This is a genomic window from Streptomyces sp. H27-C3 (assembly GCF_030063415.1).
GTDB lineage: Bacteria > Actinomycetota > Actinomycetes > Streptomycetales > Streptomycetaceae > Streptomyces.
The window spans coordinates 369,689-392,043 of record NZ_JASITA010000002.1 but is presented as its reverse complement, the minus strand read 5'-3'; the positions used below and the strand labels follow the sequence as shown (position 1 = coordinate 392,043).

Annotated in this window: 17 protein-coding genes; 13 read left to right on the top strand and 4 right to left on the bottom strand. The window is 70.6% G+C overall.

Annotated elements, in window-relative coordinates:
- Positions 1–25: 25 nt before the first annotated feature.
- From QMK30_RS03270 to QMK30_RS03245, 6 genes are all read left to right on the top strand, one after another.
- Positions 26–973 (top strand): LLM class F420-dependent oxidoreductase, encoded by a 948-nt coding sequence (locus QMK30_RS03270; RefSeq protein ID WP_283515578.1) that lies wholly within the window; start codon positions 26–28, stop codon positions 971–973.
- A gap of 10 nt (positions 974–983) precedes the next feature.
- Positions 984–1,769: an SDR family NAD(P)-dependent oxidoreductase gene (locus tag QMK30_RS03265; RefSeq protein ID WP_283515577.1), complete on the top strand. Its 786-nt coding sequence runs from the start codon at positions 984–986 to the stop codon at positions 1,767–1,769.
- A 164-nt stretch (positions 1,770–1,933) separates the two neighbouring features.
- Positions 1,934–3,061 carry an LLM class flavin-dependent oxidoreductase gene (locus QMK30_RS03260; protein ID WP_283515576.1) on the top strand — a complete coding sequence of 376 codons (1,128 nt, stop codon included), beginning with the start codon at positions 1,934–1,936 and terminating at the stop codon, positions 3,059–3,061.
- 345 nt (positions 3,062–3,406) lie between these two features.
- Positions 3,407–5,146 (top strand): N-acyl-D-amino-acid deacylase family protein, encoded by a 1,740-nt coding sequence (locus QMK30_RS03255; RefSeq protein ID WP_283515575.1) that lies wholly within the window; start codon positions 3,407–3,409, stop codon positions 5,144–5,146.
- Positions 5,143–6,627, top strand: coding sequence for an aldehyde dehydrogenase family protein (locus tag QMK30_RS03250; protein ID WP_502963047.1), 1,485 nt, complete (start codon positions 5,143–5,145; stop codon positions 6,625–6,627). The genes QMK30_RS03255 and QMK30_RS03250 overlap by 4 nt, the downstream gene beginning before the upstream one ends.
- A 224-nt stretch (positions 6,628–6,851) precedes the next feature.
- Entirely contained in the window at positions 6,852–8,426 is a 1,575-nt protein-coding gene (locus tag QMK30_RS03245) for an APC family permease (RefSeq protein ID WP_283515574.1), read from the top strand.
- Between the two features lie 21 nt (positions 8,427–8,447).
- Here the strand turns inward: QMK30_RS03245 and QMK30_RS03240 are convergent, their stop codons facing one another.
- Entirely contained in the window at positions 8,448–8,861 is a 414-nt protein-coding gene (locus QMK30_RS03240; RefSeq protein WP_283515573.1) for an ATP-binding protein, read from the bottom strand.
- An 842-nt stretch (positions 8,862–9,703) separates the two neighbouring features.
- Here QMK30_RS03240 and QMK30_RS03235 point away from each other — a divergent pair.
- Positions 9,704–10,003 carry a MerR family transcriptional regulator gene (locus QMK30_RS03235; protein WP_283515607.1) on the top strand — a complete coding sequence of 100 codons (300 nt, stop codon included), beginning with the start codon at positions 9,704–9,706 and terminating at the stop codon, positions 10,001–10,003.
- 15 nt (positions 10,004–10,018) lie between these two features.
- Here the strand turns inward: QMK30_RS03235 and QMK30_RS03230 are convergent, their stop codons facing one another.
- The 3 genes from QMK30_RS03230 to QMK30_RS03220 all read right to left on the bottom strand — a co-directional run bounded on the left by QMK30_RS03230 (position 10,019) and on the right by QMK30_RS03220 (position 12,487).
- A complete protein-coding gene (locus QMK30_RS03230; protein ID WP_283515572.1) occupies positions 10,019–10,354 on the bottom strand; it encodes a putative quinol monooxygenase in 336 nt (111 codons plus the stop codon).
- Between the two features lie 137 nt (positions 10,355–10,491).
- Positions 10,492–12,024 carry a CehA/McbA family metallohydrolase gene (locus QMK30_RS03225; RefSeq protein WP_283515571.1) on the bottom strand — a complete coding sequence of 511 codons (1,533 nt, stop codon included), beginning with the start codon at positions 12,022–12,024 and terminating at the stop codon, positions 10,492–10,494.
- A 142-nt stretch (positions 12,025–12,166) separates the two neighbouring features.
- Positions 12,167–12,487, bottom strand: a complete 321-nt coding sequence (locus QMK30_RS03220) for a hypothetical protein (RefSeq protein ID WP_283515570.1) — start codon at positions 12,485–12,487, stop codon at positions 12,167–12,169.
- A 106-nt stretch (positions 12,488–12,593) separates the two neighbouring features.
- Between QMK30_RS03220 and QMK30_RS03215 the strand changes: the two genes are divergently transcribed.
- From QMK30_RS03215 to QMK30_RS03190, 6 genes are all read left to right on the top strand, one after another.
- Positions 12,594–13,439 (top strand): LLM class F420-dependent oxidoreductase, encoded by an 846-nt coding sequence (locus QMK30_RS03215; protein WP_283515569.1) that lies wholly within the window; start codon positions 12,594–12,596, stop codon positions 13,437–13,439.
- A gap of 75 nt (positions 13,440–13,514) precedes the next feature.
- A complete protein-coding gene (locus QMK30_RS03210) occupies positions 13,515–13,931 on the top strand; it encodes a hypothetical protein (protein WP_283515568.1) in 417 nt (138 codons plus the stop codon).
- A complete protein-coding gene (locus tag QMK30_RS03205; RefSeq protein WP_502963046.1) occupies positions 13,916–16,531 on the top strand; it encodes a bifunctional FO biosynthesis protein CofGH in 2,616 nt (871 codons plus the stop codon). The genes QMK30_RS03210 and QMK30_RS03205 overlap by 16 nt, the downstream gene beginning before the upstream one ends.
- Positions 16,532–16,691: 160 nt before the next feature.
- On the top strand, positions 16,692–17,201 hold the full coding sequence (locus tag QMK30_RS03200) for an NfeD C-terminal domain-containing protein (RefSeq protein ID WP_283515566.1): 510 nt from the start codon (positions 16,692–16,694) through the stop codon (positions 17,199–17,201).
- A 155-nt stretch (positions 17,202–17,356) separates the two neighbouring features.
- Positions 17,357–18,796 carry a flotillin family protein gene (locus QMK30_RS03195; RefSeq protein WP_283515565.1) on the top strand — a complete coding sequence of 480 codons (1,440 nt, stop codon included), beginning with the start codon at positions 17,357–17,359 and terminating at the stop codon, positions 18,794–18,796.
- 68 nt (positions 18,797–18,864) lie between these two features.
- On the top strand, positions 18,865–22,275 hold the full coding sequence (locus tag QMK30_RS03190; protein WP_283515564.1) for a tetratricopeptide repeat protein: 3,411 nt from the start codon (positions 18,865–18,867) through the stop codon (positions 22,273–22,275).
- The last annotated feature ends 80 nt before the right edge of the window (positions 22,276–22,355 follow it).

Below are 22,355 nucleotides of genomic sequence, written 5' to 3'. Positions count from 1 at the left end.
AGGTCAAGTCGCCGGAGGGGTCCTCATGGTCCGAGTCCTGCCCGAAGGGCGGCTGTCGTACGGGATGCAGCTCCCGATCCAGTCGCAGAGCACCATGTACGCGGAAGGCTGGGAGGCGCAGGCGGGCCCCGAGGACCTCGCCGAGATCGCCCGCACCGCCGACCGGTCCGGCTTCGCCTACATCGCGAGCTGCGAGCACGTCGCGATCCCGCGCCGCCTCGCCGACGCGATGAGCACAATCTGGTACGACCCCGTCGCCACCCTCTCCTACCTCGCCGCGGTCACCGAGCGGGTCCTGCTGCTCAGCCATGTCGCCGTGGTCGGGCTGCGCCACCCGCTCGCCTCCGCCAAGCAGTACGCGACACTTGACCACCTCTCCGGCGGCCGGCTGGTCCTCGGGGTCGGGGCCGGGCACGTCCAAGAGGAATTCGCCGTGCTCGGGGCCGACTTTCCTGGCCGTGGCGGCGTACTGGACGAGACGATCGACGCGCTCAGGGTGGCGCTGGGGCCCGACGAGTACCCGGAGTTCGCCGGGAAGCGGTTCTCCTTCAGCGGGCTTGGGCAGAAGCCCAGGCCCACGCAGGCGCGCATCCCCGTGTGGGTCGGCGGCTCCTCGCCGGCCGCTGTGCGCCGGGCCGCGGTCCGGGGCGACGGCTGGCTCCCGCAGGGCGACTCGCGGGCCAAGCTGCCCGACCAGATCGCCCGGCTCAAGCGGCTGCGCGACGAAGCCGGGGTGGAGGACCCGATCACCGTCGGCGCGATCACCGAGCCGCTGTACGTGGGCGAGGCGTCCTGGTCCGTCGGGCGCCGCACGGTGACCGGGAAGCCCGACGCCGTGGCGGAATCGCTGCGCGCGTACGGCGCGCTGGGCGTGGACCAGATCCAGGTGCGCTTCCGCAGCCGCGACCGCACCGAACTCACCGACCAGATGGCGGCGTTCGGCGCCGAAGTGGCTCCGCACCTCAATACCTAAGGAGTACGGCATGGGGAAGCTGGAAGGGCGCGTCGTCGTCATCTCGGGCGCCGCACGCGGGCAGGGCGAGCAGGAGGCGCGGCTGTTCGCCGCCGAGGGCGCGAAGGTGCTGCTCGGCGATGTGCTCGACGACCAGGGCGGGGCGCTCGCCAAGGAGCTGGGCCCGGAGTCCGCGAAGTACGTCCACCTGGACGTGAGCCAGGAGGCGGACTGGCAGGCCGCCGTCGCCGCCGGGAAGGACGCCTTCGGGAAGATCGACGGCTTGGTCAACAACGCGGGCATCCTGCGCTTCAACGAGCTGCTCTCCACGCCGCTGGAGGAGTTCATGCAGGTCGTCCAGGTCAACCAGGTCGGTGCGTTCCTCGGCATCAAGACCGTCGCCCCCGAGATCGAGGCGGCCGGCGGCGGCACGATAGTCAACACCGCCTCGTACACGGCGCTCACGGGCATGGCCTACGTCGGCGCGTACGCCGCGACCAAGCACGCCATCCTGGGGCTGACCCGGGTCGCGGCGGTGGAGCTGGCGGCCAAGAAGATCCGGGTCAACGCGGTGTGCCCGGGAGCGGTGGACACCGCGATGAGCAACCCCGCGCTGCTGGACCCCACGGCCGACCCCGTCGAGTCGGCCGCCGGTCTGGACAAGCTGTACAAGAAGCTGGTGCCGCTGGGGCGGGTCGGGCAACCGCAGGAGGTGGCGGCGCTGGCGCTGTTCCTGACCGGCGACGACTCCTCGTACATCACGGGCCAGCCCTTCGTCATCGACGGCGGCTGGCTGGCCGGCGTGAGTGTCCTCTGACCTCCCCCGGCCTCCCCCGACCTCTCTTGAACTTTCCTGACGAAGCGTCAGCTATTGACGGTCCGTGCGGGCAGTGGAACAGTCGACCTCATCGTAATCTGACGATCCGTCAGACCAGCTCGGCGCCGACGCTCGTCGGACCAACTAAGGGATGGTGAACCTCCTTGGAATTCGGGCTCTTTGTGCAGGGGTACGTGCCCGCCGCACGTGCCAAGGTCGACCCCGAGGCGGAGCACAAGGCTCTGATCGAGGAGACCGAGTACGTCATCGAGGCGGACAAGTCCGGCTTCAAGTACGCCTGGGCGTCCGAGCACCACTTCCTGGAGGAGTACTCGCACCTCTCGGCGAACGACGTGTTCCTCGGATACCTCGCGCACGCCACCGACCGGATCCACCTGGGCTCCGGCATCTTCAACCCGCTCGCCCCCGTCAACCACCCCGTGAAGGTGGCCGAAAAGGTCGCCATGCTCGACCACCTCTCCGAGGGGCGCTTCGAGTTCGGCTCGGGACGGGGTGCGGGCAGCCACGAGATCCTTGGCTTCATGCCGGGCATGACCGACATGAACGGCACCAAGGAAATCTGGGAAGAGACGATCGCCGAGTTCCCCAAGATGTGGCTCCAGGACGAGTACGTCGGCTTCCAGGGCAAGCACTGGTCGCTGCCGCCGCGCAAGGTCCTGCCCAAGCCGTACGGGAAGTCGCACCCGGGTATGTGGTACGCCGCCGGGTCCCCCTCCTCGTACGCGATGGCCGGGAAGAAGGGCCTCGGGGTCCTCGGCTTCAGCGTGCAGAAGGTCTCCGACATGGAGTGGGTCGTCGAGTCGTACAAGAACGCGGTCAAGGACGCGGAGCCGATCGGTGACTTCGTCAACGACAACGTGATGGTGACGTCCACGGCGATCTGCGCGGAGACGCACAAGAAGGCGGTCGAGATCGCGGTCGGCGGTGGCCTCAACTACCTTCAGTCGCTGCTCTTCCGCTACCACGACACGTTCCCGCGGCCCGAGGGCATTCCGCAGTGGCCCGAACTGCTGCCGGAGTACAGCGAGGAGATCATTGAGCTGCTCATCGCCGAGGAGCTGATGATCTGCGGTGACCCCGACGAGGTGCACCAGCAGTGCGAGCGGTGGGAGCAGGCGGGCGCGGATCAGCTGTCGTTCGGGCTGCCGATCGGGGTGTCGCCGGAGGACACGAAGAACACGATCCGGCTGATCGGGGAGCATGTCATCCCGAAGATCGACACGGATCCGGTGCATCGGACGACGAGGTTCCGCCAGGCGGCGGGTAGCTGAGCGGGCCGGGGGCTCGCGGGCGCGGTGCGGGTGGGGCGCCTGCGGCTGGCTTGTCCCCCACCCCGCCCCTTCCTGAACCGGGGCTCCGCCCCAGACCCCCGTCCTCAAACGCCGGACAGGCTGAAATGGGCAGGGTTTTCAGCCTGTCCGGCGTTCGAGGACACGCGCGAAGGGCGTCCCGGGGGCCTGGGGGCTCGCCCCCCAGTTTCGGGAAGGGGCGGGTAGGGAACAGCGCCGCACCGCACCCGCACCCACCCACGCCCTGCACCCCGCACCCACCCACGCCCCACACCCCGCACCCACCCCGCGACGTCCCCACCCTCACCCCCAGAAGGGATCCACCCCATGCTCGACCACCTCATACGCTCGGCGACCGTCGTCGACGGCACCGGTGGCCCCCGGTACGTCGCAGACCTCGGCATACGGGACGGCCGTATCGCCGTCGTCGCCCCCGAAGGCACCCTCACCGAACCCGCCCGCAGCACCGAGGACGCCACCGGCCTGATCCTCGCCCCCGGCTTCGTGGACCCGCACACGCACTACGACGCCCAGCTCTTCTGGGACCCGTACGCCACCCCGTCCCTCAACCACGGCGTCACCACCGTCGCCGGTGGCAACTGCGGCTTCACTCTCGCGCCGCTCAACCCCGAGCGTCCCGAGGACGCCGACTACACGCGCCGCATGATGAGCAAGGTCGAGGGCATGTCCCTCGTCGCGCTCGAAGAGGGAGCGCCCTGGAACTGGCACACCTTCGGCGAATACCTCGACGCCCTCGAAGGCCGCATCGCCGTCAACGCGGGCTTCATGGTCGGCCACTGCGCCCTGCGCCGCCATGTCATGGGCGCCGACGCCGTCGGCGGGCAGCCCACCGAGCAGCAAATGGCGGACATGCTGCGGCTGTTCCATGACGCGATGACCGCCGGGGCCTGGGGGCTGTCCACCACGCAGTCCTCCACCCACTCCGACGGCGACGGGCAGCCCGTCGCCTCCCGGCACGCCAAGCCCGAGGAGCTGCTGGCCCTGTCCCGCGCCGTCGCCGAGCACGAGGGCACCCAGCTCGAAGCGATCGTCGCGGGCTGCCTGGACCAGTTCGCCGACGCTGAGATCGACCTCTTCGTGGAGATGAGCGCCGCGGCCGGCCGTCCCCTCAACTGGAACGTCCTGACCATCGACGCGTCCGTGCCGGAGCGGGTGCCCCGCCAGCTCGTCGCGAGCGAGCGGGCACGCAAGGCGGGCGGCCGGGTCGTCGCCCTCACCATGCCCATCCTCACCCCCATGAACATGTCGCTCGGCACCTTCTGCGCCCTGAACCTGATCCCCGGCTGGGGCGACATCCTCAGCCTGCCCGTGCCGGAGCGGATCGAGAAGCTGCGGGACGCCGACACCCGCGCCGAGATGCTGCGCCGCGCCAACAGCAAGGAAGCCGGTGTCTTCCGACGGCTCGCCAACTTCGGTCGTTACGTCATCGGGGACACGTACTCCAAGGAGAACGAGGGCCTCAGTGGCCGGGTCGTCAACGACATCGCCGCCGAACGCGGCCAGGACCCCTTCCACTGCCTCATCGAGATCAGCGCCAACGACGAGCTGCGTACGGTCCTTTGGCCGATGCCGACCGACAACGACCCCGCGTCCTGGGAGCTGCGCCGCGAGACCTGGGAGCACGAGGACGTACTGCTCGGCGGCTCCGACGCGGGCGCGCATCTGGACCGGATGTGCGGGGCGCCGTACACCACCCGATTCCTCGGCGACTGTCTGCGCGGCCGCAAGCTGGTGACGCTGGAGCAGGCCGTGAAGATGCTGACCGACGACCCGGCGCAGCTCTTCGGGCTGCGTGAGCGCGGCCGGATCGTGGAGGGCTTCCACGCCGACCTCGTCCTCTTCGACCCTGAGCGGATCGAGGCGGGCCCGGCCACGCTCGTGCATGACCTGCCGGGCGACAGCCCCCGGCTGGACGCGAAGGCGATCGGCGTCGTGTCGGTGCGCGTCAACGGCGTGGAGACGATCCGCGACGACCAGGTGACGGGCGCGGTGCCCGGCACGGTCCTGCGCTCGGGCCGCGACACCCGGACGGTGAGCACCAAGTGAGCGCAGGGGAAGTGGGACGCCAAGTGGGCGCAGAACAGCGGCTGTTCATCGGCGGTGAGTGGGTGGAGCCGGGCGGCGGCCACTACGAGGTGATCGACCCGGCCACCGAGGAGACCGTCGGTCGGGCCCCCGAGGCGAGCCGCGAGCAGGTGTACGCGGCCACGGCCTGCGCCAGGGACGCCTTCGCCGGCTGGTCGCGTACGACGCCCGAGGAGCGGGCCGCGATCCTCGACCGGGCCGCCGATGTGATGCAGCGGGAGTTCGAGCCTCACGCGCGCCTGGCCCAGCGGGAGAGCGGCGCGCCGACCGGCATCGCCCGCGGCATGCAGGTCGGGGTGGGCATCGCCCGCTTCCGGCGGTACGCGCGCGGAGCCCTTGAGCCCGTCGAGACGCCGCTGCCGCCGCAGATCAACGAGGCCGGCCCGATGGGCAGAGCGGGTGTGCTGGGGGCCGTGGCCGTGCGCCGCCCGGTGGGAGTGGTCACCTGCATCACCTCGTACAACAACCCCTGGGCCAACCCGGCGGGCAAGGTCGCGCCCGCGCTGGCCATGGGCAACACGGTCGTGGTCAAGCCCGCCCCGCAGGATCCGCTGTCGGTCTACCGGATGGCGGAGGCGCTGGAGGAGGCCGGGGTGCCGGCGGGTGTGGTGAACGTGGTGACGGGCTCCGCACCGGCCGTCGGCGAGGCCGCCGTCGACTCGCCGGACGTCGACATGGTCAGCTTCACCGGCTCCACAGCGGTTGGCCGGCGCATCGCGGAGGTCTGCGGGCGCGGCATGAAGCGGCAACTGATGGAGCTCGGCGGCAAAGGCGCGGCGCTCGTCTTCGACGACGCGGACCTGGACTCGGCGGTCCTGGGGATCGGTACGACGTTCTCCTTCTACAGCGGGCAGATCTGCACCGCCCCGACGCGGGTGATCGCACAGCGCGGGATCCACGACCGGCTGGTCGAGAAGCTCACCGAGTACCTCGGCCACCTCGCGGTCGGCGACCCGACACAGCGGGGCACGGTGGTCGGCCCGGTCATCTCGGCCGCCCACCGCGACCGCATCGAGTCGTACGTCGAGCTGGGCAAGAAGGAGGGCGCCAGGCTGGTGGCGGGCGGCGAGCGCCCCGCACTCGACCGGGGCTTCTACGTCGCCCCGACCCTGTTCGCGGACTGTACGAACGACATGCGCGTCGTCCGCGAGGAGATCTTCGGCCCGGTCGTGGTCGTCGTCCCCTTCGACGAGGAGGAGGAGGGCATCGCCCTGGCCGAGGACAGCGCGTACGGGCTGCTCGACTACGTCTGGTCGGGGGATGTGGCCAGGGCGTTCCGGGTGGCCGGGCGGCTGCGCGCGGGCGGGGTCGGGATCAACACCATCGGGCGCAACATGGAGGCGCCGTTCGGCGGCTTCAAGAAGAGCGGAGTGGGGCGCGACGTCGGCTCGTACGCGCTGCACGCGTACAGCGAGATCCAGTCGCTCGTCTGGCCCGGTTGACCCGTGTCACATCGTGATGGGAAACTTTTAATACGGGCATATCGGACAGGGTTGCGATTTCCGCACTTCGGAAGTTTCCTCCACGGCCTGGTAATGACCGCCTCTGATTCACCCTAGGCCTTCAATTTGCACTGAACAGCTCGTGAATTACCGCCCAATACAAGGATCTTCAGATGGAGCGCTGACCTCCGGATGTGGAAAGCGCACCCGTTAACGTCGCGTTCATGACTCAGCTGGAAGCCCGGCCGCAGGCCGGAGACAAGGTAAGGGGCGTCAACGTCACGGGCGACGTCGGCGGCGTGCGCGACAAGGGCCTCGGCGGCGACAGCGTCGGCCTGATGGGCAGCGCGGTCATCGGCATCTCCACCGTGGCCCCCGTCTACTGCCTCACCTCGACCCTCGGCTCCACGGCCGGCGAGGTCGGCGTCCAGATGCCCGCGGTCTTCCTGGCCGGTTTCCTGCCGATGCTGCTGGTCGCCTTCGCCTACCGCGAGCTCAACCGCGCCATGCCGGACTGCGGCACCTCCTTCACCTGGACGGTGAAGGCGTTCGGCCCGCGGCTGGGCTGGATGTGCGGCTGGGGCCTGGTCATCGCGACGATCATCGTCCTGTCGAACCTCGCGGGTGTGGCCACCTCGTACTTCTGGCTGCTCGCGGGGGAGATCAGCGGCAACGCCTCGATCGCCGCCCTGGACGACAGCAAGGCCGTCCACATCGTCACCTGCCTCGCCCTGATCGCCGTCGCCACCGCGATCAGCTACCGCGGCATGACCGCGACGAAGGGCGTGCAGTACGCGCTGGTGGGCCTCCAGCTGGTGGTCCTGGCCGTCTTCGTGACGATGGCCTTCCAGAAGGTCGGCAGCGGCGACTTCGCCGCGACCTCGCTCGACTTCTCCTGGTCCTGGCTGAACCCGTTCGCGATCCAGTCCTTCTCGGCCTTCACCGCCGGGCTCTCCCTGGCGATCTTCGTCTACTGGGGCTGGGACGCCTGCCTGACGGCCAACGAGGAGACCACGGGCAGCGCCAAGACGCCCGGCCGCGCCGCCCTCGTCACCATGGCCGTGCTCGTCGGCACCTACCTGGCCACCGCCATCGCCGCCCAGCTGGTCGTCGGCTCCGGCGACACCGGTCTCGGCCTCGCCAACCCGGAGACCTCCGACAACGTCTTCGCCGCGCTGGCCGGCCCGGTGATGGGCCCCGGGCTCGGCATCCTGCTCTTCGTCGCGGTTCTCGCGTCGGCCGTGGCCAGCCTCCAGACGACGTTCATCCCGGTGGCCCGCACGGTCCTGGCGATGTCGGCGTACGAGGCCCTGCCCAGCTCCTTCTCGCGGGTGCACCCGCGCTTCAAGACCCCGGGTCTCGCCACGGTCGTCGCGGGCGTCGCGACCGGCGTCTTCTACACGGTGATGACCCTGGTCAGCGAGCACGTCCTGGTCGACACGATCTACGCGCTCGGCCTCATGATCTGCTTCTACTACGCGCTGACCGCGTTCGCCTGCGTCTGGTACTTCCGCCACGAACTGCTGCTCTCGGCCCGTGACTTCGTCTTCAAGGGCCTGTGCCCGGCCCTCGGCGGCACGCTCCTCACCGCGGTGTTCGGCAAGACGCTGTACGACATGTGGGACCCGGCCTACGGCAGCGGCTCCGCTGTCTTCGGTGTCGGCTCGGTCTTCGTCATCGCGGTGGGTCTGCTGCTGCTCGGCGTCCTGATCATGCTGGCGATGCAGCGCCGCAGCCCGGCGTTCTTCCGTGGCGAGGTCCTGACCAAGGAGACCCCGGCGCTGGTCGTCGCGGACTGAGCTGTCCGCCCGAGGGTCCGGCTATCGTGCGAAGGCGGCGTGGACCGTCTTGCCCGGGGCCGGGCCCGCGGTGATCCATACCGTGCGAGCGATCCGGCGGACCATGTGCCAGCCGAAGCCGCCGCCGCCGCCGTCCAGGTCCGGGGTGCGCTCGCGGGGGTGAGCGGGGCTGGGGTCGCTGACCGCGACGGTCACCACATGGGGGCTCGCGGTCATTTCGAGGCGGTACCGGCCGCCGCCGTGCCGCAGGGCGTTGGTGACCAGCTCGGACACCACCAGGACGAGATCGTCCGCCACGCAGGAGCCCGGCGCCAGGTCGAGGCCGTCCGCGAAGGAGTGGGCCGTGTCGCGGGCCCGGCTGATGTCGGACGCGTGGGATCCCCCGGACTTCGCCCGATGTGGGGCCAACGCGTTGGTGATCTTCGTGCCGTTCATACGTCTACACCCCACCTGTATCGGTTGTAACGGTTTGCAGAACTGAGATCCTGCCCCCTCATGCGGCGTTCAGACACTCGGCGGCACATCGGCGGCACATTTCCGGTGCACTTTCCGCTGCGCACGGGTGTCAGACCTCCGGTGTTTGGGCGTGAAAGAAATCTGTCATGACTGTTGTAGACATCGCCGTTTCTTGGGGCTAGGGTTTTGCTCGTAGCCAAGACAGCAAGTGAGGCGCGGCGGGAACGAGCAGGTGTGAACCGCCGCGTATGCAGGTTCAAGCGAGTTGTGGCACGGCAGCGGAGCGTAAGGGCCGGAGTACGCAGGGTCCTCACGCTGGTTGCCGGGCCGGACGGCCCACAGGGGCGGATTGTGGCACGGCAGTGGAGTGGCAGGGCCGGACGCATGCGGGGGTCCTGGCGCTGGTTGCCGGGCCGGCGGCTCACAGGGGCCGCGAGCAGTCCCGCAGTTCCAGCAGTACGACAGGTTGTTGATCAGGAGCAGGAGCAAGGAGGCAGACGCCATCAGGATCGCCCGAGCGACGAGCAGTCCGCTCGGGTGCCGCAGGCCCCGGATTGGAAGGTGGTCCCCGGTTACGCATTCGCGATCCCCGCATCCCCGCCCATCTGGGCGAAGACGCGGAAACAAAGCACCGGCGCAGCAATAGCCGGTAGATGGTGTTGATTCCTCGGGACCCTGGTGCCATGCGGCACCAGGGTCCCTCGACGCGTTTGGTCAGGCAGTTGGACCAGGTTGACTAGGTTGACGAGGTGGCAGTGACCGCAGAAAAACATTCCAGTCCGCAAGCACGTTTCGACGACGACGACTACCCCGCCTACACCATGGGCCGGGCCGCCGAGATGCTTGGCACGACCCCTGCTTTTCTGCGCGCGATCGGTGAGGCCCGGCTCATCACCCCGCTGCGCTCGGAAGGCGGCCACCGCCGCTACTCCCGCTACCAGCTGCGTATCGCCGCGCGCGCCCGCGAGCTCGTCGACGGGGGCACCCCGGTCGAGGCGGCCTGCCGCATCGTCATCCTGGAAGACCAGCTCGAAGAGGCCCAGCGGATGAACGAGCAGCTGCGCGATTCCGCGGGCAGGTCACTGTCGCAGGCCCCGTCCCAGCCCAAGGCAGATGCTTGAGCCGGTTCTTGTTTCTTATGCAGGTGTGCGAGGGGTGAGTTCGGTCATGGCCGACCAGCCGTCCTGACCGGGGATCTCGACATTGATGATCTCCGGCGTACGGGCGACGGCGTCGGCCATCGACTCGATACCCGCCTTGAAATGGTCCGACTTCACGTGGCGTTCGCCCGCTTCCGCGTCGGCGAACGCCTCGATCAGCACGAACTGGTTCGGGTCGTCGACGCTGCGCGACCACTCGTAGAAGAGGTTGCCCGCCTCGGCGCGGGTCGCCTGCGTGAAGTCGTCGACCAGCGTGAGCCAGTCGTCCGCGCGATCGGGGCGGACGGTGAACTTGACGGCGATGAAGATCATGATGAGCGGCCGGGCCTTTCGGCGGAGGGGGTCGGGCGCGCGCCGGCCTCGTGGCGCGGCGGCTCTCCACCGTACCCAGAGGTCACCCACCCCGCCGGTCCCCGGTGGGCCGACCCGCCATCCGCCGCGGCCGTGGCTCAGTTCCCCCGGCCCGACCCCAGGAACACCGGATTCGTCATGGCCGCCAGCGCCCCCGGCAGCCCCGGGACCGTCGCCGGGTGCCGGACCTCCGCCCGTACGTACGTCGCGTACGAGGGCGTCGTGCGCCACTCCACCGTGCCCGTCCCGGACGTCGGCAGCGTCGTCGTGTGGAGGGTGCCCTGGTCGGTGACGAAGCGCGTGGTGCAGCCGGGTGCCCCGGTGACCTCCAGGCGGATCGTGACCGGGGTGTCGGAGTCGGCGCGCAGGCGCTCGCCGATGCCCGCGTGCTTGCCGCGCCCGCTCGCCGCCGAGAAGGTCACGGACACCGACGAGGACTCCGCGATGTAGCTGTGACCGGCCCGGATGCCGTCCAGGATCGCCTCGCGCGTCAGATCGTCCGCGAGTACGACGGTCTGCGGCAGGCCGATCGCCTGCGGTGCCCGGTGCGCGTCGCTGCTGCCCATCGCCGGGGTCCAGGTGTGCCCCGAACGGGCCGAAGCGACCAGGGCGTTGTCCCAGGAGGCCAGCGAGATCTCGTCCTCGGGGGTGTACGGCCCGTTCCACACCTCCACCGCGTCCGCCTCGCCGAAGCCGAATTTCCAGTGGCAGCCGATGCAGGTGGCATGCGGGTGGGCCGGGACGACGAGACCGCCGGCGCGGCGGATCTCGCGGGCGTAGTGGCCGAAGCGGTTGTCGCGGGCCCGATAGCGCCAGTCGATGAAGGTGCCCGGCTCCACGGAGACCGCCAGCACATGGCCGTTGCGGGTGGTGACCTCCTCGCCGGTCAGGATCAGCAGGTCGTCGCCCCACAGGCCGGCCCAGGCGCGGTGCGCCGAATGCGTGTTGTGCTCACTGGAGTTGATGAAGTCGAGCCCTGCGGCACGGGCCGCCGCGGCGATCTCGGCGGGCGTGCGCGCCCCGTCCGAGTACACGGAGTGCAGATGGCAGTCACCCCGGTACCAGGCCCGGCCCCGCCCCTTGGCCCGCTCGGGCGGGTAGACCGCCTCGGGGGTCCGGCCGGGCGCGCCGTACCGCAGGATGATGGTGACGACGTACGGCAGACCCTCGGGCGCGACCGTGTACGGGCCCAGCGCGATGTTCCAGGTACCGGCGCGCACGGGCCCCGGGATGTAGCCGGGGCTCGCGTCGTCGGCGCGGATGAAGAACGCCGTGCGGGCGCCGCCCGACCAGCCACGGAAACCCCGGCCGCCCAGGTCGGTTCCGCGCTCGTCGAAGACGCCGATGTCCAGCGCGTTGCCCTGGGTGCCCGGCGGCACGGGTGTTCTCTCGTATGAGTAAGAGACGGCTATCTCCCTTACCCCGCGCGGGACTTCGACCGGTAGATACACGAAGTCCGGGGCGCCGGGCGGCAGCGTGCCGCGCACGGTCCTGGTCTGCTCGCCGCTGCTGGGCGGCGCGGCATTCGCGAAGCTCACAGTTCCCAACGTAACGGCGGCAGCCGCGCCCGTCACGAACAGTCCACGCCTGCCCATCGATCTGCCCGCGCTTGGTCCGGAGGTTTCAGTCATGCCGACGGCTCCCAGGGGGTCGAGAGGGACAGTGGTGTGCACTGAGACCCTGGTATTGAGCCGTGAACTCCCGTGCAAGGGAAGGGGGCCGGTGAGTGTCGGCCCCCCAAATGAGGTCCTGTTCTCGCTCTGCCGGGGCGCCTCAGCTAGTGCCGCGCCGGGACTTCGTCACCATGAACACGATGACCAGTAGCACCAGGATCACCAGCACGAGGGCGATCACCAGACCCGAAGAGCCGCTCTTCTTCTTCCTTTTCTTCTTCTTGCGGTCCTTGGCGACCGTCGAATCCGCCACTGTGGCCGTCTTGTTCTCGTGCGCGGTCCGCACGGCGGACCCCGCGCCCTGGGCGGCGTCGGTCGACACGGTCGGGGTCGTGACACGCGGTGAGGCGATGGCAGTCGCTGACACCGCCGGTGCGCCCAACAGGGCTCCGACAAGCAGAAGAGTGGTGGCGATACGCACGGTTCGTCCTCCCCCGGGATGGCCGAAACGCTCGGCCCAGGGCACCGTACGACATACGTTTGTCGCCGACCAGCCGCAGCGCTGGACAAGAAGAAGGGGACTGCATATGCGGATCGCCACGACGATTTTCCTCACCGACGAGACGATCACCCCGGTACGGCTCGCACGCGAGCTGGAGCAGCGCGGGTTCGACGGCCTGTATCTGCCCGAGCACACCCACATCCCGGTCTCCCGCGACACCCCGTACCCGGCGGGCGGCGAACTGCCGCGCGAGTACGGCCGCACGCTCGACCCCTTCGTCGCCCTCGGCCAGGCCGCCGCCGTCACCGAACGCCTCACCCTCGGCACCGGCATCACCCTCGTCGCCCAGCGCGACCCCATCGACCTCGCCAAGCAGGCGGCGACCCTCGACCACCTCTCCGGCGGGCGCTTCACCCTCGGCGTCGGCTTCGGCTGGAACGTCGAGGAGGCCGCCGACCATGGTGTGGAGTGGCGTACGAGGCGTGACCTCGGCCGGGACCGGATGGCACTGATGCGGGCCCTGTGGTCGGCGGAACCGACAGCGTACGACGGCGAGTTCGGGTCGGTGCGCGCGAGCCACGCACACCCCAAGCCGACCCAGAAGCCGCGCGGCCCGGTGGTCGGACCCCGCACTCTGGTCGGCGGCGCGGCCGGACCGAAGCTGTTCGCGCACATCGCGGAGTACGCGGACGGCTGGCTGCCGATCGGCGGACGCGGCCTCACGGAGTCGGTGCCGGCGCTGCGCTCGGTCTGGGAGGCGGCTGGCCGCGACCCCGAGGGCCTTCAGATCGTGCCGTACGCCGTCCTGCCGAGCGCGGGCAAGCTGGCGCACTACGCGGAGCTGGGCGTCGAAGAGGTCGTACTGCAACTGCCTCCGGCCGACGAGTCCGAGGTCCTGCGGACCCTGGACGTGTACGCCGAATACCTCTGATCGCTGCTCGAGGTTCCGTAATCCCCTTTGCCGCCGACTCCGCCGCGTCAGCGGTGCGTGGCATTATCCCGAGCCATGAGCAGAGACAACAGCGACGAGGCGTACGTTATCGACCTGTGCAACGCGGTGTTGGGTGAGCAGGCCCTGACGCAGCACCGGTTCGACTGGCTACTTGGCGACCCAGGAGTCGGCGGACGGCAGGTGAAGTTGCCGGTGGATGGTTACTGGCCGGGGCGGCAACTCGTCGTCGAGTACCGCGAACTCCAGCACGACCAACCGGTGGCGCACTTCGACAAGCCGGACAGGCTCACGGGCAACGGCCTGCCCCGCAGTGATCTCGTCGGCCCTCGGGGGAGAAGGTGCCCGGCCGCGCTGTCACCCCGGTCACTTCCGGGTCACGCGGACGCGGCGGCGGGCGCGGTGCGGGCGGTCGGCCCCCGCCGCCGGCGAACAGCACAATTCGCGGCGTCGCTCGTATGCTCGGACGCATGACCACGAACGCGTCGCAGGAGTCCGGACGACCGACCGCCAATTCCATGCGGCGCGCCCTCAGACGAGCACGGGACGGAGTGGCCCTCGACGTCTCCGAGGCAGCCGTCCTGCTCCAGGCCCGGGGCGACGACCTCAAGCACCTGGCCGCGTCCGCGGCCCGGGTGCGGGACGCCGGGCTCGACGCGGTGGGGCGCGCGGGCGTCATCACGTACTCCCGCAAGGTGTTCATCCCGCTGACCCGGCTGTGCCGGGACAAGTGCCACTACTGCACGTTCGTCACCGTGCCCGGCAAGCTGCGGCGCGCGGGGCACGGCATGTTCCTGTCGCCCGACGAGGTGCTGGAGATCGCCCGGCAGGGCGCCGAAATGGGCTGCAAAGAAGCCCTGTTCACACTCGGCGACCGGCCCGAGGACCGCTGGCCCGAGGCCCGCGAGTGGCTTGAGGCCGAGGGGTACGACGACACCCTCGCGTATGTACGGGCCATGGCGATCCGGGTGCTTGAGGAGACCGGGCTGCTGCCGCATCTGAACCCCGGCGTCATGTCGTGGACCGATCTCCAGCGGCTCAAGCCCGTCGCACCCAGCATGGGCATGATGCTGGAGACGACGGCGACCCGGCTGTGGTCCGAGCCCGGCGGCCCGCACCACGGCTCCCCCGACAAGGAGCCCGCCGTGCGGCTGCGGGTGCTGGAGGACGCCGGGCGTTCCAACGTGCCGTTCACGACCGGAATCCTCATCGGCATCGGCGAGGACTACGACGAACGCGCCGACTCCCTCTTCGAGCTGCGCAAGACGGCCCGCGCCTACCACGGCATCCAGGAAGTCATCGTCCAGAACTTCCGCGCCAAGCCGGACACCGCGATGCGCGGGATGCCCGACGCGGAACTGGACGAGCTGGCCGCCGCGATCGCCGTCGCCCGGCACATCCTCGGCCCCTCCGCCCGCATACAGGCCCCGCCGAACCTCGTCGACGAGGAGTACGCGCTGCTCATCGGCGCGGGCATCGACGACTGGGGCGGCGTGTCACCGCTGACCCCCGACCACGTCAACCCCGAGCGCCCCTGGCCGCACATCGACGAACTGGCCGCGAAGACCGCCGAAGCGGGCTTCGAGCTGCGTGAACGGCTCACTATCTACCCCGAGTTCATCCAGCGCGGCGAGCCCTGGCTCGACCCGCGGCTCGTCCCGCACGTCCGGGCGCTCGCCGACCCGGAGACCGGGCTGGCGCGCCCCGACGCGAAGCCGGTCGGGCTGGCCTGGCAGGAGCCCGACGAGGGGTTCACCGCGTCCGGGCGGACCGATCTGCACCGGACCATCGACACCGAGGGCCGCACCGGCGACCGGCGCGACGATTTCGACGAGGTGTACGGCGACTGGGAGGCGCTGCGCGAGGCCGCCGTGCCAGGCATGGTGCCGTCCCGCATCGACGGTGACGTACGGCAGGCGCTGTCGCAGGCCGCCGCCGACCCCACGAAGCTCACCGACGAGGAGGCGCTCGCCCTGCTGCACGCCGATGGGCCCGCGCTCGACGCGCTGTGCCGGATCGCGGACGAGCTGCGGCGGGATGTGGTGGGCGACGACGTGACGTACATCGTCACGCGCAACATCAACTTCACCAACGTCTGCTACACCGGCTGCCGTTTCTGTGCCTTCGCGCAGCGCCGCACGGACGCCGACGCGTACACGCTCTCGCTCAGCCAGGTCGCCGACCGGGCCGAGCAGGCGTGGGACGTCGGCGCGGTCGAGGTGTGCATGCAGGGCGGCATCCACCCGGACCTGCCCGGCACGGCGTACTTCGACATCGCGCGGGCGGTCAAGGAGCGGGTGCCCGGCATGCATGTGCACGCCTTCTCGCCGATGGAGGTCGTCAACGGCGCGACGCGCACCGGCATGTCCATCCGGGAGTGGCTGTCGGCCGCCAAGGAGGCGGGCCTCGACTCGATTCCGGGCACGGCCGCCGAGATCCTCGACGACGAGGTCCGCTGGATCCTCACCAAGGGCAAACTGCCCACGGCCACCTGGATCGAGGTCGTGCAGACCGCGCACGAGCTGGGCATCCGCTCCAGCTCCACCATGATGTACGGGCATGTGGACCAGCCCAGGCACTGGCTCGGTCACTTCCGCACCCTGGCACGGATGCAGCAGGAGGCCGAGGCTAAGAACGTGGCGGGGTTCACGGAGTTCGTGACGCTGCCCTTCATTCACACCAACGCCCCCGTCTACCTTGCCGGGATCGCACGGCCGGGCCCGACGGCCCGCGACAACCGGGCCGTCACCGCGATGGCCCGCCTCCTGCTGCACCCGCACATCACCAACATCCAGACCAGCTGGGTGAAGCTGGGCGCGGAGGGCGCGGCGGAGATGCTGCGCTCCGGGGCCAACGACGTCGGCGGCACCTTGATGGAGGAGACCATCTCCCGCATGGCGGGCTCCAGTTACGGCTCGTACCGCTCGGTCCAGGACCTGATCGCGATCGCTGACCTGGCGGGGCGCCCGTCCAGGGCGCGGACCACGCTGTACGGCGAGGTGCCCGAGGAGCGGCAGCGGTCCGCCGCCGCGTCCGACGGTCATCTTCCGGAGCTGCTGCCCGTGCTGGAGTGAACCCGGCGGCGGAGCCCGGATTGAAGGTCGGGCCGAAGCGGAATTAGGACCGCGTAAACATTGCCGGAGACCGGCAATGTTTTCCGTCCGGTCTGCGTGAGACGATCTGTCCTGTTCAAGGATCGCCCGGAGATCGGCGAACACGGGGGAGTGTGAGCGGATGACGGTTTTTCTCGGTCTCGGCATCGCGGGGATCGCGCTGCTTGCCTTCGCGTTGATCTTCGACGGCATCTTCGAGGGGCTCTTCGGCGGAGTGCTCGACGGATTCTTCAACGGTCTGCTGTCGCTCCCGGTGGTCGCCGGCTTCGTCTCGATGTTCGGCTTCGGCAGCGCGATCGTGCTGGGCAGTACGAGCCTGGGAATCGGCGTGGCCGCGGGAGCCGGGGCGCTGGCGGGGATCGCCGCGGCCTGGCTCGCCTGGCGATTCAGCCGGGCCCTGATGCGTGACCAGACCGACGCGACTCCGCGCGGCGACGACCTGATCGGGACCTCCGGGTCGGTCGTGACGGCCATTCCCGCCGACGGGTACGGCGAGGTACTGCTGCGGCTCGGCGGCCATCTGGTGAAGCTGTCGGCGAAGAGCGCGGTGCCGGTGGCGCGGGGCGCGGAGATCTGGGTGGAGGCGGCCCTGTCGAGCACCTCGGTGGCGGTCCGCCCGGTCGAGCGCTGACTCCACTCCTCCTGACCCCACTCCTCCTGCCCCGCCCTTCCTGACCCCGTCCTCCGTGACTCCGCCCTTTCTGACTGCACCCTTTTGATCAATTCGACTGACCAACAAAACCAATTCGAACTGCCGTCCCCCGGGAAGGCAGGGGGGACGTGTTCATGAGCCCAGTCGTCATCGCTGTCGCGGGAGTCGTTGTACTCCTGGCCCTGCTGGCCCTCGCCGTCGTGACGCGTTACAAGGTCGCGGGCCCCAGCCAGGCCTTCATCATCACCGGCCGGCGCGGCAAGAAGTCCGTCGACCCGGTCACCGGCAAGACCTCGACCGACCAGAGCGGCCAGAAGGTCGTCGTCGGCGGCGGCGTCTTCGTCGTGCCCTTCGTCCAGCAAAAGTTCACCCTCGACCTCTCCAGCCGGCACATCCCGATCGCCGTCCGCGGCGCCGTCACCCTGCGCGGGGTGAAGGCCAACCTCGAAGGCGTCGCGATCGTCAAGGTCGGCGGCAGCGAGGACTCGATCCGGGCGGCCGCCCAGCGTTTCCTCCAGCAGCAGGGCAGCATCGTCAGCTTCACCCAGGAAGTGCTGTCGGGCGCGCTGCGCGCCATCGTCGGCCGGATGTCGGTCGAGGACATCATCCGCGACCGGGCCGCGTTCGCCGGGCAGGTCGCCGAGGAGGCCGAGGCCAGCCTTTCCGGGCAGGGCCTGGTGCTCGACGCGTTCCAGATCCACGACATCACCACCGAGGGTTCCTACCTGGAGGACCTGGGCCGGCCCGAGGCCGCCCGCGCCAAGCAGGAGGCCGACATCGCCGAGGCGATCGCCAAGCGCGCCTCGGAGCAGGCCCGGCTGAAGGCGGCCGAGGAAATCGCCATCGCCGAGCGGACGTACTACCTCAAGCAGGCCGAGATCCGCGTCGAGACCGAGGCCGCCGCCGCCCAGGCCAACGCGGCGGGCCCGCTCGCCGAGGCCGCGCGCCAGCAGGAAGTCCTCGCCGAGCAGGAGAAGGTCGCCGAGCGCCAGGCGGCGCTGACCGACCGTGAGTTGGACACGAAGGTCCGTAAGCCGGCCGACGCGGCCCGCTACCAGGCGGAGCAGGAGGCGGAGGCCCGACGCGTCTCGCAGGTCAAGGCGGCCGAGGCGGACGCCGAGCGGTCCCGCCTGACCGGCGAGGGCGAGAAGCTGCACCGCTCCGCGCTGGCCGAGGCCGTACGGATCGAGGGTGACGCCAACGCGGCGGCCATCGCGGCGAAGGGCTCGGCGGAGGCCGAGGCGATGCAGAAGAAGGCCGACGCGTTCGCCCGGTACGGCGACGCGGCGGTCCTCCAGATGCTGGTCGAGGTGCTGCCGCAGGTCGTCGCCAAGGCGGCCGAGCCGCTGAGCGCCATCGACAAGCTGACCGTGATCTCCACGGACGGCGCGAGCCAGCTGTCCCGTACGGTCGCGGACAATGTGGCGCAGGGCATCGAACTGCTCAACTCCACCACGGGAGTCGACCTCGGCGAGATGCTCAAGGGCATCACGCAGCGCGGCACCCTCCCCAAGGCCGCGGCGCCCGCCACGGAGTCGGCGCCCGACCAGGGGAAGATCCGGATCAACGACTGAGCAGTGGCAGTGGGCGGGCCCCCGGGAGTACTCCCCGGGGGCCCGTTCCTGCTGTCAGACTGCTCGTCATGACTACCGCGCGCCCGTCGATGCAGGAGTTGATACGCCGCCGCCGGCGCGCCGGGTTCGTCGGCCGCCGGGACGAACTCGCCGTATATCGTGCCAACTTCGACACCATGCCGGACGACGAACGGCACCGCTTCCTCTTCCACATCCACGGCAACGCGGGCGTCGGCAAGACCTCGCTGGTGCGCGAGCTGGAGCACACCGCGCGCGAGCGCAAGGCGCTGACGGCGTACGTCGACGAGAACGTGAACAGCGTGCCCGAGGCGATGGCCGCCATCAGCGCCCAATTCGCCCAGCAGGGAAAGGTGTTCAAGGCCATGGACCGGCTGCTCGCCACGTACCGGCAGCGGCGCCACGAGGCGGAGTCGGCGTCGATGGCGGAGCCCGACCCGCGGCAGGACCCTGCGGCCTCCGCCGCGAACCCGGCCCCGTCGGCGGGCAGTCTGGCCGTGGCGCAGGCGGGGCTGGTCGGCCTCGGTATGGTGCCCGGTGTCGGCGCGTTCGCCGGGGCCGTCGATCCGGCCCAAGTGGCTCAGGGAACGGACAGGTTGCGGATGGCGCTCAGCGCGCGGTTCGGCAAGCAGGAGGACGTCCAGCTGGTCCTCGACCCGCTCCAGGTCCTCACCCCCGTGCTGGTGGCGGAGGTGGAGCGGGCCGCCGCCGACGCGCCGTGGATCGCCCTCTTCTTCGACACGTATGAGAGGACAGGCCCCTTCCTCGACACCTGGCTCCGCGATCTGGTCACCACGGAGCGGTACGGCGCCCTGCCCGCCCACACGGTCGTCACCCTGGCCGGGCAGCCGCGCCTGGACCCGCGCTGCTGGGCGGATTGCGTCGACTTTGTGGAGGACCTCCCGCTGGAGCCCTTCACGGAGTCCGAGGCCCGCCAACTCCTCTCCGCGAAAGGGGTGGTGGAGGAGGCCGTGGTCCAGGACGTGCTGCGTCTTTCGGGGCGGCTGCCGGTGCTGGTCTCGACCCTCGCGGAGAACCCGGGCGAGGTGAACGCGCCCAGCGCGACCGCCGTGGACCGGTTTTTGAAGTGGGAGCAGGACCCGGTGCGACGGGCCGCGGCGCTGGCGTGCGCGCTGCCGCGGCGGCTGAACGAGGACATCTTCGCCGAGGCCGTGGAGGAGGAGGCGGCAGGGCTGTTCGGCTGGCTGGGGTCGCTGCCGTTCGTGACCGACCGCGGGGGCGGCGCGCGATACCACGACGTGGTGCGCGCCCCGATGCTCAGACTCCAGCGCACCAGTTCACCGCAGCGCTGGACCGCACGGCACACCCGGCTCGCGGAAGCGTTCGCGCGGTGGCGGGACGCGGCGGGCGAGGGCGTGGAGCCCGACGAGCTGTGGGAGCAGGAGGACTGGCGCGAGCTGCGCCTCCAGGAGGTTTACCACCTGCTCTGCGCCCAGCCGCAGTCCGCGCTGCCCGGTGTCCTGCGGGACGGAGTGGACGCCTGCGACGAGGGCCCCGCGGTGGCTCGCCGGTGGGCGCGCACGGTCGCGGAAGCGGGTGAGGACGCGGACGCCCAGGTGCTGCGGAAGTGGGGCCAGGACTGCTTGGACGCGCTGTCGGACGAACAGCAGGGCACGACCAGGGTGTTGGGCCTCCTGCTGGCTCGCGCCGGCTTCGACAGTGAGGGGTTGGCGAGCGCGCTGGTGGTCCGGGGCCACAGCCACTTGCGGGCCAAGCGGCTTCCGGCGTCGATGGCGGACTACGACCGGGCTGTCGCCCTCGATCCTGCCCACGCCAGGGCCTACTTCGGGCGTGGGCTCACCCACCTGGCGGCCGAGGACCACGACCGGGCGCTGGCCGACATCGACCGGGCCGACGCACTGGCGCCGGACACCTCGTGGATCATCGAGCAGCGCGGTGAGACCCTCCGGCACGCCGAGCGGTTCGATGAGGCCGTCGCGGAATTGGACCGGGCGATCGAGCTGGACCCGGCCAGTTCCTGGGCCCTCGCCAGCCGCGGCCAGTGTCATCAACAGTGCGGCCGGTACGCGCAGGCGCTGGCCGACTTCGACCGGGCGATCGAGCTGGACCCGGAGTACGTGTGGGCACTGGTCCGGCGCGCGCACGTGCGGCGGCAGGAAGGGGATTCCGCCGGGGCGCTCGCGGACCTGGAGCGGGCGGCGGCCGTGAGCCCGGAGGACGCCTGGGTGTGCGGCGAGCGCGCCGTGGTGTACCGGCTGGGAGGCCGCACCGAAGAGGCACTGGCAGCGTACGGCCGGGCGATCGAGCTGGACCCCGAGTACGCCTGGGCGTATGGCAGCAGGGGCCTGATCCTGCACGAGCTGGGCCGGTCGACGGAGGGGCTCGCGGACCTGGACCGGGCGATCGAGCTGGACGCCGACTACGTGTGGGCCCTGATCCGCCGGTCCGAGGTCCGGCGCGGCCTCGGGGACGAGGACGGCTCCCGCGCCGACATGGACCGTGCCCTTCGGTTCGAGGCGCCGAACCGCTGGGTCCACGCCCTCCGCGCCGAGGAGCTGAGGCTCATCGGCCGGTACGAGGAGGCACTCACCGACTTCGACAGGGCCATCGCGCTCGTGGCCGACGACGGGTGGGCCCTCGCCGGCCGCGGGCAGACGCTGTACGCCCTGGGCCGCTGCCCGGAGGCGCTGGCCGACCTCGACCGGGCCGCCGAACTGCTGCCGGACGAAGGCTGGATCCTCGCCCATCGGGGCGCCCTGCACCTGGCCGAGGGGCGCTTGGCCGAGGCGGTACGGGACCTCGGCCGGGCGGTCGCCATCGACCCCGATGACGGGTGGGCCCTGGCACGGCGGGCGCGGGCAGGGCTGGCCACCGCACGCCTCGAAGGCGCACTGGCCGACCTGGAGCGGTGCCTGGAGTTGGCGTACGAGGTGCCCTGGACGCACACCAGCCGCGCGGAGGCGTACCTGTACCTCCAGCGCCCCGCGGAGGCGCTTGAGGCGCTCGCCGCCGCGGAGCGCGCCGGGCCGCTCGGGATCCGCGGGCTCCACCTGCTGGCCGAGACCCATCGGGCTGCGGGCCGCTTCGGCCCGGCCGCCGAGGCGGCGGAGCGCCTGCGCGCGGAAGACCCGGGGACCGCGGCCTTTCACGACGCGATGCTGGCCTCCCGCACCGAAGGTCCGGAGCGGGCGCGGGACGCATGGCGGGCGGCGGAACGCCTCTACCCGTACGACGTACCGGGCGCCCCGACCCGCGCCGAGACCGGTGAACTCGCCATGGTGGCCTGCGCGCTGGGCGAGTGGCAGCGGGCGGGGCAGCTGCTCGACGCGTTCCTGGAGCAGAGCCCGCCCTGGGACGAGCTGGCGGACACCGAGGGCGAACTCGCCGAGCTACTGCTGTGCCCCGGCGCCGACACCGCCCGCCTGGAGCCGCTGCACCGCCGTGTCGCCGAGGCCAAGGAGGCCCGTACACCCGGCTAGCTCGCCCGGTGGCGAGGCGCCGCACCTCCGTCGAACACTGCGCGAAACGGACTCGGAGTGCGACTGTTCACATACCGTTC